Consider the following 11280-nt stretch of genomic DNA (forward strand, 5'->3'; position numbering starts at 1 on the left):
CGCCCCTCCTCAAACCACCCTTGAGGTCGGCTGGCAACTCGTTTTCCGTCCAATCTCATAAAATCTGTCAGGCCGCCAGGGTCAGCGCGGTGTAGCAATGTTTTAAAGCTTTACGACAATACAAAAAGGGGAGGGCGGCATCGGGCCGTCCCCTTTTTGCCTGTCTCTGTCATACACAGGTGTAGCCGATCCGTCTTCCGGGTTCCCCTGTACCTGTGGAGGTCCAGCAAGAGGCGGGCACACTGGCGGGCAGGAGAAATGAGGCTATCTCCCTGGAACGAGCACCCTGGGTGTACCACGATCGTAGGGGAGTCGGCGCCACGCACGGTTTCAAGGACCTCAATCGAAAATATGGCGATTTCGGCAAGCCACGAACCTGAGAAGATGCCGTCTCTCCAAGAAATTAAGAAGAGGGTAAGACACTCATTTCTGTTGCCTCCGCGAGGGCATTAAGGTGCTGTCACAGAAGACATCTGCGATTCATCAGGCACTCAGGAGGAAACTATGAAGAAAGTTATGGTTACAGGTCTATTGCTGCTGGGAAGCGGCGCCTTGGCAGGGGGCTCAGGGGCCCCGGCAGCCCCCGCTGCTGTACCCGCAGCACAGCCGACCCCGGTTGCGCCCACAGTGCTGGTGGTGCCGACCACCCCCGTCAGCTGCACCCCCGGCACCTGGGCCAAGGCGGCCATCGATCTGGTGACTCAGAAGGGCTACTTCATCGGCTATCCGGACGGCACGTTCAACTGGTGCAGCGCCATCACCCGTCAGGAAGTTGCGCAGGTACTCGCCCGTGTCATTGCCGATCTGCCCACCGGTCAGAGCACCTTTGACGCGAGCGAGCTCGATACCCTGCGTCAGGGTCTGCAAGAAGCCCTGGCGGCCCTGCAGGAACTGCGTGCTCAGGTGGCGGCACAGCAGGAAGCGATCAACGCCCTGCAGAACCAGATCAACCAGCTCACCTCGGCCATCCAGGCGCTGCCCACGGCAGCGGGGCAGGCGGGCCCTGCCGGTCCACAAGGGCCACAGGGTGAGGCCGGCCCCGCCGGTGCACCGGGAGCCCAGGGTCCGCAGGGTGCGGTGGGTCCTGCAGGACCTGCGGGCGCCCCCGGACCCCAGGGCGTGGCGGGACCAGTAGGCCCTGTCGGTCCGGCTGGACCTCAGGGGGAAAAGGGCGAGAAAGGCGACTCCTACGTGCCCCCGGTGCCCCCCTTCCGTTATGGCAATTACGTCGGTGCTTCCTATTACAGTGTCCGGCAGGACAATGTCGGGTCCATGGCGCGCGTCATGATCGGCAATGACTCGCTGCTGGGAGGCTTCGGCATCCGTGCCACGGGCGATATCAAGGTTTCCGGATCGACGCCGGGCAACAGTGTCAGTGGCCTGGTGACCTACCGTGCCAGCATGGGCCGCTCCGACGGCATCCTGGGAGCCGGGGGTGGGTACAACTTCGACAAACAAAGCACCTTCGGGGAACTGCTCGTGGGTGTGGACTACCGCCTGACCGACCGCTTCGCAGTCTTCGGAGAGGCCCGTCAGCAGTACTACTTCAATGCGGCCGGAACCAACGTCAGCTCGATCGCTGCCGGGCTCAAGTTCCGCTTCTAAACCGAGGCGGCAGGTCTGGAGGGCATCCCCTGAGGGTGCCCTTCGGCCTTTGATATAGGCCTCGGTAGCGTCCACCACGTCCGAAGTCAAGAAGTCTGACCCGACCATGAGAGAAGCCAGCGCTTCTTGTCAAGAGCTGAAACACCCGCTCAGCTTGCAAAAGCTGCAAGCTGAGCCATGCCAAACGGAATAGACATCAAGCGGGTCGGTCTTCACTCTTCTGCGTTTGTTGGTCTGGGATTGCTGCTCAGCGCCTGTGGTGGGGGACTCTCGTTGCCCGATCCCACCCCTGATCCCAAGCCCATACCCAACGGAGAAATCAAAGTGATTCAGGGTCAGATCGTACCTTTCGAGGCTGGCAGTATTACATCTGTTGATAAACGAGAACTCGAAATACCTGCTCCGGTTGGTTCCATGGGGAAGTTCGATCTGAATCTGCCTACGTCAGAAACGATGACCGGCAAAAACGCCAACCTGCTGTTTAGCGTCAGCAACTCTGATTCCAGCGTCTTTGGGCTGTGTCAAAATGTTCAGACTGATGCCCCTAGCAGTCTTAAAGTTTACCCGATTAATTTTTTGCGCACGAATAAAGACGATCAGATTATAAATCAGTTGAACGGCAGCAAATCGAGCGCGGTGAGATTCAGGGCCTATTGGTACGCCAATATGGATACCACCTTCAAATACAAGGGTGATTGTCTGGCGCTGGGCAAGATTGATACCACCATTACCCTTAAGAAAGGTTGGTCGGTGTTGGATACCGAGATTGATCCTGGGGTTATGACGACCTACGCTCCTATCAGTGCGCCGGTCTCTTACTCCCCGTGGGTCAAGTCCACAGCGTCCATTGGTGCTCAGGCCCTTGCCCTCAATATTCTGGAACCCTGGAAGAATCTGCCCCAGTACCGCAACCGCTAACCACCAGCCCAACGAAAAACCCCCGCTGCAAAGGCGGGGGCTTTCGTTGTCTGGCTCGGCAGGCTGGGGTCGAACCAGCCACCATTCGATTAACAGGCGTATGTCAGCTCATCCCGGGTCATGCGTGTTCGAGACCGTCCAGTTTAAATTATGCCTCTGGCACACATCATTTAGATCTGCTTAGATGGTTGTTCTCCCGGCTCGTCCCGAATAGTACAGTCTAATCCCATTTCCGTTGGGCACGCGTTGGGCACGAAAAGTGCCTGAGAGATGGATATGACGCGCCGTGTGGATCGCGTTGTGTGTTCATATCGCTCCTGTCAGATGTGGTCTGGAACAGACTGCTGGGACCAATCCGGCTCTCCCTATCGGGGAGGACGTTGGCTGCCTTCATAACCAGATAATTTCGGAGAGGCAAAGGTCATTTCATCTCATCCTCTCTCAGCCACCAGCAGTCTCGTATGACTGTCCAGGCGCCGTCAGGCGTGGCTGCAGAGATCGGGCCATCGCCACACGCGTGGGGAACTCTCGGGGGTGTGCAGTTCCAGGCGGGTTTCCGTCGGGCCATCCCCACACGCGTGGGGAACTCGTGGTCCTGCTGTCGCCCGACGAGGACGGCATCGGGCCATCCCCACACGCATGGGGAACTCCAGGCGGCCGCCCGCGCAGCCGTGGAGGCGTACGGGCCATCCCCACACGCGTGGGGAACTCCAACCCGTAATCCTCAAGCCGCAAAATCACATCGGGCCATCCCCACACGCGTGGGGAACTCGGCGGCGTCGGTGATGATGGGCAGCCTGTCGGCGGGCCATCCCCACACGTGTGGGGAACTCTGCTCCAGGCTCACCTCTAGATTGCTCGCCTCCGGGCCATCCCCACACGCGTGGGGAACTCGGCGGCATTGGCGGACGTGGTGGCGGTGTTCGCGGGCCATCCCCACACGCGTGGGGAACTCGGCCCGAACACCCCCGGCGCTGCCACGGTGAACGGGCCATCCCCACACGCGTGGGGAACTCTTCCGCGCTCTCCATGTTCGCGTAGGTGCTGCCGGGCCATCCCCACACGCGTGGGGAACTCGCGGCACTGCTGAAGTTTTCTATGAAGAGTTGCGGGCCATCCCCACACGCGTGGGGAACTCACGCATGAGCGGGACCGTTCGGGTCTGCTGGGCGGGCCATCCCCACACGCGTGGGGAACTCAGGTACGGCGTGCGGTCATTCCAGCCGCGCCCCGGGCCATCCCCACACGCGTGGGGAACTCTAGCCCTGTAAACGCCGTTAGTCATCTTTGGACGGGCCATCCCCACACGCGTGGGGAACTCTCGCAGCCGCACACCCGTGACCACGGGATCGGCGGGCCATCCCCACACGCGTGGGGAACTCCCGTCGTGCAGGGCGGTGAACACGCCGCGCAGCGGGCCATCCCCACACGCGTGGGGAACTCGTTCCTGAATCCGCGTTACCTCGGGGGGGCCGCGGGCCATCCCCACACGCGTGGGGAACTCTACGGACCCGCCCAATCCGGCGAGATCCGGTTCGGGCCATCCCCACACGCGTGGGGAACTCCGCTCAAAGGTGTCATAGAGCCGGAAGATGCGCGGGCCATCCCCACACGCGTGGGGAACTCCCCAGGAAGCGCAGCCGGCCGTCAGCTGACGTCGGGCCATCCCCACACGCGTGGGGAACTCGCCGATCTGCTCAGCGCGTTCCGGCCCGAGGGCGGGCCATCCCCACACGCGTGGGGAACTCGCTGGCCCCACGGGAAGCCAGCCGCTATGAACCGGGCCATCCCCACACGCGTGGGGAACTCGACCGACGTTGCGGCCGTGGGGGCGGCCGCGCCGGGCCATCCCCACACGCGTGGGGAACTCCCCTGGTCACCGTGGCCCCATTTCTGCAGCGGCGGGCCATCCCCACACGCGTGGGGAACTCCACGTCGCCAGGATTGCCGGTCATCTGCCCACCGGGCCATCCCCACACGCGTGGGGAACTCGCTGGTCGTGCCCTCATGCTGGGCTATGAAGGCGGGCCATCCCCACACGCGTGGGGAACTCCGCCCGAAGTGCGGAAGGCGTACCTGAAACGCCGGGCCATCCCCACACGCGTGGGGAACTCCCTGAAGGCCGGCCGCGCCTAACGCGGCCGACCGGGCCATCCCCACACGCGTGGGGAACTCTCAGAGGCGGCGCGGTTGCGCCTCAGCCTCGCCGGGCCATCCCCACACGCGTGGGGAACTCGCCGAGATCGCCGGGCACGTGTTCAACCCGAACGGGCCATCCCCACACGCGTGGGGAACTCCGTGCGAAGTGCGCCTGACCGTAGAAAGACAACGGGCCATCCCCACACGCGTGGGGAACTCGCCGCAAAGGCACACGCGGCCTTCGTCAAGACCGGGCCATCCCCACACGCGTGGGGAACTCACTCTGGCAGCACGGGATGCAAGGGTTAGCGAACTCCCGGAGGTATGCCTGTAGGCAGTGGATTCAGCTCACAATTTGTCATCATCCTCGGGAGGGTCGTACTCCCCCTGTAATTCTGCATGACGGGTGTTGCGAACGGCAACGAGTTGAAAACCGTCAAGGGTGACCAGGGTGCGGCGAGGGTCACCGTGAAGGCGTATGGCGAAGCCCTGTTCGTTGGCGGCGCGGTAAAGCTGGGTGCAGCGGCCGGTGCGGACGTGCTGCACGACTTTGTCCCAAAGGAGGTCGCGAACGAGGGCGGTGGTGTTGCCGACGTACACGCCGGGTTGCACTTCGATGAGCCAGCGGCTGAGTTCGCCGCGGAGGCTGGGCGGTACGGCTTCTAGGGTCATGACGATCATGCGTGGTTGATGCCGCCCTGGACGTCCCCACCGGGGTCCCAGAGGTCGCCAGGGGCGGTGGGTTCGGGGTCTTCGTGGTCGCCGCCGAGGAGATGGTGAAGGTCGGCAGCCATGCGTTCAAGGAGGCGCAGATTGGTCATGTGGTCGCGCAGACCGGTGCGGACACGGCGTTCAAGGTCGTCGCCGGGAATGGCAGCTTCTCGAAAAGCGATGGGAAGGACAACTTCGATCTTGTACAGGTCGGCGATGTCGTACACGAAGGAGAGCATCTTACCGGTGTGGATGAAGCCAAGGGCCGGACTGTAACCGGTGGCGAGGATGGCAGCGTGCGCGAGACCGTATACGCAGGCGTTGCCGGCGCTGAGGGCCTTGTTAATGGGAGTAGCGCGGGTCCAGTCGCTCTGTTTGTACTGGCGTTGTTCCCACCTGACGCCGTGCGCCTGACTGTAGCGAGCGTAGGCGTCGCGAACACGTGCGCCTTCATGCCCACGAATCTGGGCCAGGGTAAGGCCTTCAGGGAGGCGCTGAGGAAAGCGCAAGGTGTACATCTGCCGGACAACGCGCAGGCGGGTATCGGGATTGGCCCACAGGCGGGCCTGTTGTTGGAGGCGTAGGGCGCTGCGGGTTTCGCCGATGCCGCTGGCATAGAGGCGCACGCCGCCCTCTCCGACCCACAGCAGAGAGCAGCCGGTATCGGACAGCGCCTTGACAGCCTCGTGGCTGACGCTGCTGCCGGGCCCGAGGAGCAGGACGCTGAGGCTGGCAGCGGGGAGGGTGAGCATGCCGTCCGGGTGGTAGGCGCGCACGCCCCGGCCGTCCTGTTCCAGGCGGGTGTGTTCGAGGTACAGGTAGGTGGTGCCGTCGCGGAATTTGGGAAGTTCGCGGAGATTCTGGCGCTGCCAGACAATTCCATTCCCGCCTGTGGTCATGGAGCGAGGCTGAGGAGGCCGCAGCCGAGGCTCTTGGCGTGACCAAGGCCTTCCCGGACGGCCCGTTCGAGGGCGACCGGGTCCGTGACCCGGAGGGCTCCTTCGAAGGTGACGGTGTGCAAGGTGATGAGTTGCCTGCCTTTGCGGGTGCGAGTGCGGCCTGCGCGTGTGATGTCGGCGCCCAAGACATCGAACCCGGCTCGGCCTCCCTGCCGGTCCAGCCAGGCGAGTTGCTCTGCGGGGGTATGCAGGCCGTGGCGGGCGCTGCGGCCTGTCTCGTCCTGGCGGCGGACGGTGACGTTGGCGTGCAGGCGGAAATGCAGTAAGCGCCCGGATGTGAGTGCGGGCGTGAGGTCAAGCGTGCGGACGTCCCATTCGGTCAGGTACGCGGGATCGCGGGCGTTTAGGGCGCCCCAGTCGGGCGGCGTGACGCTCTGAACGAGGATGGTGGGCGTGAACTCGCCCGTCTGGGGGTTAAGGGTCACGTCCTGTCGCCACAGCAGTCGCTCGCCGTCCGGGAGGGGCGCGTCGTCCTGCCCGGCGCCCGGGAAAGCCCAGCGGAGCGTCTGGTGCAGGGCGTAGGGGCTGCTGAGGTCGCGAGAGGCGTGGCGGTGCCGTTCGCTCAAGTGCAGGCGGGACAGGTGCAGTGGGGCTGTGAGGGTCGTCACGCGGGAACCTCCGGTGTGGCGTGAAGGTGCGGGAGGGATTCGACCCACTGCAGCACATCACGCAGGGCGTACCGGCGTTCGCTGAACGGGGCGCTGGGGTCGTCTCGGCGTTCGCCAGGCGTGGCGTGGCGCGGCGGGTCGCTGGCCTCGTGGGCGTCCACGATCAGGCGGTAGGAGCCGTCCACCTGATCGGAGTTCCGGCACAGGGTCGGTGCGTGCCGCAGCGCGTCCAGCAGTCCCTCTGTCTGCAGGGCGTCCGGGTGCCAGACGGGTGTCCCCGGCACGAACGCCTTGCGGCCCAGACTGAGGGGCCAGTGCGGGTTCCTTAGGGCGGCATGCAAGTCGCGCAGCAACGCCGGGTCGCCGTGCAGGGCCGCCCAGAAGGCCGCATCGGACAGGTAGGCGCGGCGGGTCAGACTGGTGTGCGTGCCCCGCTGCCCCGGGTGGAGCTGCGCAGTGTGGTAGTCGTGCATCAGGACGCCGGGGCGGTCGACCCGCACGCCGAACGCCAGGGCGCTCAGGTGCGTGACGGGTTCGGCCCGGTCGATGCCCAGCGCGGCGGCGCACAGGCCGAGGACGCCGCTCTTGCTGGGCTCGCTTTCCGTGTCGCGGTCGTCGAAGCGGCTGCGGGTGCCCCAGGACTGCATGGGGCCAGCCAGGGGAATCAGGAGGGTGTTCACCCCCGCGCTGCCTTCACCGGGACGTTCAGGGCTGCCAGGATCGCCTGCGCGTCCGCGACGGTCGCGTCAATCAGGGCCTTCACGCTGGGGAACTCCTGACCCAGCGGCTCACGGGCATCCTCGTTGAAATCGCCGGGTATGACATTCACGTACCGTGAGCGTCCCTCATCCCCGAAGACAACGTCCTGATTTCGTTTTTCGGCACTGAGGGCCGTGAAGCTGGGGGTGAGGAAGCCGTCCGGCCCGCGCACGGCCTTCTCGAACGCGTTGGCGAGGTTGCGGGGCGAGGCGTCCTGCCGCACTACCTGCATCATCAGGCCCGGCGTGTTGTGCGCCGCGAAGGTGTTCTGCTTGCCGGTGGGCGCGGCGAACACACTGGCCTCCAGGAAGGCCCGCAGGCCCCGCACGGCCAGGTCAACATCCCCGCCGAGGTTCTCCAGCAGCTTCCGGAGGTCCACGCAGGCGTAGCGGTAATACGTGGCACTCCCGAACTCCACGGTGCCCAGCATGTCCGCGCCGGCCGTGTCGGTGGGCTTCAGGTCGTCCACAGCCGTGTAGAAGTCGAATTCCCGGCCGCGCATGGCGTGCGTGCTGATCGCGTGCGCTACCTGCGCCGCCGCATCCGCGTTCTTCTCCGGCAGGTCGGCGAGCATCCGCCCGAACAGGGCCACGTCCACTGCGCGGGAACCGTCGAGGGCGCCCAGGAAGATACCCTTGAATTTCTTGTCCAGTTCGACAGGTTTCGGCTTCGCCTTCTTGCGTTCTGCCGCAATTTTTTCCAGATGGGCTTCAAAATCAGACCAGTGGCTCAGGATCAGGTCGGTGAAGGCCTTCAGCTCATCCCGGCCCAGGAAGAGCAGGTACTCGGACTTTTTCTCCTCCTCGCCATCCCGCTTCTTGGTGACCTTGATGTCCAGCTTGACGGCTTTCAGGGCTTCAATGGCAGCGTCCTCGGCCTGATCTTTGGGAATGCCAGCGGCCACGAGTTGTTTGCCGATCTCCTCATGGGCGCGTTTGGTGCGTTCTCCCAGTTCTTCAGGGTAGATGGTGCCGCGAGCGCGGAAGTCCATGCGCATGGCGCGTTTGAAGCTCTGTGAGCTGACGCGGGCGCGGCGGGTGCCGCCGAAGTAGGCGTCCTTGGGGCTGCCGGTGTCGTCGCGGTTGAGGTTGCTGGGCGCGAAATTCTGCAGGTAGTGGAGTTCCAGAAGGGCTTTCACAGGCGGTCTCCTTCGTCCTCATCCGGGACGGCGGCGTCGAAGAGGGTAGGTTGGGCGGCGGTGGCAGTTTGACCTGCGCTGTCTGACTCGGTGTCCGAGGTATTGCTGATGCGTTCGGCGGTGCGGTAGAAGTCCCGCGCCCAGTTCTTGCGGACGCGTTCTCCGGCGGTGTCGTGCTCCCACCAGTTCACGTCCTCCATGAGCCGCACCCAGTCGGGCGTGCGTCCGTCAGCGTTCAGAAGCGTGACGGCTTGCCTGAGCGCATATGGCAGTCCATCTGCGTCGGCGTCCAGCAGGGACAGGAAGCGTTTCTCGGTGCTGGATCGCTGATCCTGCGCGAGATACAGCGCGCCGAACGTATCCCCGAACGACGGGCGGCGCTCCGGTGCAGGCGCCTCTTCACCCGTGCCGTCGGGCCGTTCGACCAGGGCGTACAGGCCCGAGACAAGCGCCAGTGCCCGCCACTGCCGGTCGTACGTGACGTTCAGGCCGGATCGCAGAAAGACCCCTTCCAGCCACGGGACGCTCTGGCCGGGTGTGTCGTCGCCCAGCGAGCGGCGCAGCCGTGCCAGCTGGCCCCGGTCCAGCCGCGAGAGGTTCAGCACCAGCCGTTCAAACGGTGTGGCAGTCGGTGTGGCGGTCGTCATGAAGGAACCTCCGGTGCAGTCGAGTTGGTGCGCTGGGCGGCGCTCAAGGAAGCCAGGGTGCGGTCGAGAATGCCCTGTGGGCTGGGCTGGTACTTCCCGTCCGTGCGGCGCGGCCGGAACGCGAAGCCCAGCACCTGACCGTCCCCGCCTGCCCCCTGCACGTTCATGTCCCAGGCCGCGCGGGCTTCACGGGTCACACTCGCCCGCCAAGCGGTCGCCGCCTCTTCCGGCGCGTTCAGTCCAGCCAGGAACACCCGGAACGGAGCTTCCAGCGCTGCCCAGTACGCCCCCAACCCGGGAAGCGTCTGCGCGAGGTTCCGCACGTCGTCCTTGTGCGGTTCCCGCTCACCGCCGCGCGACACCACCTCAGCGGCCAGTCGTAGGGTGGCATTGAGGAGTGCGCTCCCGACCAGCTTGGCCTCTCGGAATGCGGTGTCTACATGCTGACCACCTCGTTCCCAGTCCTGAAGAAGCGGAAGAGGTAGGGCATAGGATTCATGCCTGAAGGCCGATGTTTTCCCCGCTTTGTCGCCAAGGATCTGCCCATAGGCGTGTACTTGAACGATGCTCTCACCCTGGGCGGCTTCATTCACGAGGTCCAGGACTTGCGCCGCATTCCGGATGGTGAGGGGGGCAAATCCTGGCACTCGGATGACCTTGCCTTGCGCATTGACGTAGACCTGATTCTGCGGTTCGGGCAGGATCGCTTGCAGGTCGCGCCAGACGAGTTTTTCCAGGCTGAATTTCAGTGGCGTCAATGCCGCCTTATTTTCCACCATCCTTGAAACCAGAGCAGCCATGGGCTCCAGTGAACGGCCCTGATGGGTGTCCTCGACGCGTGCGATGCCCGCCCCGTAGCCCAGGGTGTGCAGGGCGTCTGTCGGTTCAGGTGTCGCCAGGATGCTCCGCGACAGCCAGGTGTACCGGTCGGCATACCCAAGCGGCACACTTGCGCCGGCCGTCCGGTCCTCCCCCTGCGCCTGCCACTCCCAGACGGCTCGGTCCACTTCGGCCATATCTGCGGGATACGGGAGCAGGTTCAAGCATAGGGTTTCATGCAGATTGCGGCCAGTTGCGACGAACAGGGCCTTGCTCATGACTGGGCCACCCTGCTGGCTATCAGATGCCCCGGTGATGCGCCCCCCAAGGGAAAACGACTGGTTCTGAATGAGAAGGCGTGCGACCTGAGCTGGAGACGTGCTTCCGAGCCACGCCCTGACGGTGGTTTCGGCAGCGGATTTGCCTGCGACCGCTTCGGCGCGTTTCTTCGTGCCGAAGACGGGCGTGGTGTTGCTGCCGTTAAGTTCAGGAGATAACAGGCTCCAGTGATACTGCTCTGGTTCTTTCTTGTCGGACTTCTGTTGCCAGAAGGGCTTCTGTGGGTGGAACAGGTCGAAGTGGTCTTCCCAGGTCTGGAAGTACGCTTCCAGCGTTTTTGTAGGGAAGCCGTGTGCGTACCATTCGGCGGCCTGTTCGGTGGTAGTGGGTCCCCGCAGGGCGCGGTGCAGCAGGGCAAGGGTCAGGCGCAGCAGGGCCACAGTGACCAGCGGGGATGGGTCGTCGATGCGTCCGAAGGTGTGGGCGTGCAGCAGCAGTTCTCGCAGGCCGACTTCGCGCACGGGGCCGCCGTTCAGGGGGCGGACGGGAATCCAGGGTTCGTGCAGCAGGTTGAAGGTGGGGGGGCTGTTCACAGGGTGGTCCTCATGAATCCTCTGGTGGGTCAGGCGGTGTTGCGGGCGGGTGGGGTGTCGTAGCGGGCGAGGGTTTCGCGCAGTTCGGCGAGCCACGCCTCGCGG

General features: G+C 64.5%; 9 protein-coding genes and 1 CRISPR repeat array. Of the genes, 2 read left to right on the top strand and 7 right to left on the bottom strand.

Features of this window, described 5'->3' with window-relative positions:
* Positions 1 to 636: 636 nt before the first annotated feature.
* Positions 637 to 1605 carry a coiled-coil domain-containing protein gene (locus IEY21_RS16060; RefSeq protein WP_229753181.1) on the top strand — a complete coding sequence of 323 codons (969 nt, stop codon included), beginning with the start codon at positions 637 to 639 and terminating at the stop codon, positions 1603 to 1605.
* 177 nt (positions 1606 to 1782) lie between these two features.
* Entirely contained in the window at positions 1783 to 2523 is a 741-nt protein-coding gene (locus IEY21_RS16065) for a hypothetical protein (RefSeq protein ID WP_188905354.1), read from the top strand.
* A 499-nt stretch (positions 2524 to 3022) separates the two neighbouring features.
* A CRISPR array of direct repeats spans positions 3023 to 4942; the repeat unit is 29 nt; unit sequence CGGGCCATCCCCACACGCGTGGGGAACTC.
* Positions 4943 to 5010: 68 nt separating this feature from the next.
* On the opposite strand, the gene cas2e is transcribed toward IEY21_RS16065, so the two are convergent.
* Genes cas2e through casA form a run of 7 tightly spaced genes read right to left on the bottom strand, consistent with a single transcriptional unit; the run spans position 5011 to position 11175 of the window.
* On the bottom strand, positions 5011 to 5343 hold the full coding sequence (cas2e, locus tag IEY21_RS16070; protein ID WP_229753180.1) for a type I-E CRISPR-associated endoribonuclease Cas2e: 333 nt from the start codon (positions 5341 to 5343) through the stop codon (positions 5011 to 5013).
* Positions 5340 to 6272, bottom strand: coding sequence for a type I-E CRISPR-associated endonuclease Cas1e (gene cas1e / locus IEY21_RS16075; protein WP_188905355.1), 933 nt, complete (start codon positions 6270 to 6272; stop codon positions 5340 to 5342). The genes cas2e and cas1e overlap by 4 nt, the downstream gene beginning before the upstream one ends.
* Positions 6269 to 6940, bottom strand: a complete 672-nt coding sequence (gene cas6e / locus IEY21_RS16080; protein WP_188905356.1) for a type I-E CRISPR-associated protein Cas6/Cse3/CasE — start codon at positions 6938 to 6940, stop codon at positions 6269 to 6271. The genes cas1e and cas6e overlap by 4 nt, the downstream gene beginning before the upstream one ends.
* The gene (gene cas5e / locus IEY21_RS16085; protein ID WP_188905357.1) at positions 6937 to 7620 is read right to left on the bottom strand and encodes a type I-E CRISPR-associated protein Cas5/CasD; all 684 of its coding nucleotides are present in this window, start codon (positions 7618 to 7620) and stop codon (positions 6937 to 6939) included. Before cas5e ends, cas6e begins: the two co-directional genes overlap by 4 nt.
* Positions 7617 to 8837 (bottom strand): type I-E CRISPR-associated protein Cas7/Cse4/CasC, encoded by a 1221-nt coding sequence (gene cas7e, locus IEY21_RS16090; RefSeq protein WP_188905358.1) that lies wholly within the window; start codon positions 8835 to 8837, stop codon positions 7617 to 7619. The genes cas5e and cas7e overlap by 4 nt, the downstream gene beginning before the upstream one ends.
* Positions 8834 to 9484 (bottom strand): type I-E CRISPR-associated protein Cse2/CasB, encoded by a 651-nt coding sequence (gene casB, locus IEY21_RS16095; RefSeq protein WP_188905359.1) that lies wholly within the window; start codon positions 9482 to 9484, stop codon positions 8834 to 8836. The genes cas7e and casB overlap by 4 nt, the downstream gene beginning before the upstream one ends.
* A complete protein-coding gene (casA, locus tag IEY21_RS16100) occupies positions 9481 to 11175 on the bottom strand; it encodes a type I-E CRISPR-associated protein Cse1/CasA (RefSeq protein ID WP_188905360.1) in 1695 nt (564 codons plus the stop codon). The genes casB and casA overlap by 4 nt, the downstream gene beginning before the upstream one ends.
* Positions 11176 to 11280 lie beyond the last annotated feature (105 nt).

This window comes from Deinococcus aerophilus (assembly GCF_014647075.1).
GTDB lineage: Bacteria > Deinococcota > Deinococci > Deinococcales > Deinococcaceae > Deinococcus > Deinococcus aerophilus.

Bases quoted from the DNA above. Each gene is read 5' to 3' on its own strand.
- casB (WP_188905359.1), bottom strand. From the start codon at position 9,484: ATGACGACCGCCACACCGACTGCCACACCGTTTGAACGGCTGGTGCTG.
- cas2e (WP_229753180.1), bottom strand. From the start codon at position 5,343: ATGATCGTCATGACCCTAGAAGCCGTACCGCCCAGCCTCCGCGGCGAA.
- cas1e (WP_188905355.1), bottom strand. From the start codon at position 6,272: ATGACCACAGGCGGGAATGGAATTGTCTGGCAGCGCCAGAATCTCCGC.
- IEY21_RS16065 (WP_188905354.1), top strand. From the start codon at position 1,783: ATGCCAAACGGAATAGACATCAAGCGGGTCGGTCTTCACTCTTCTGCG.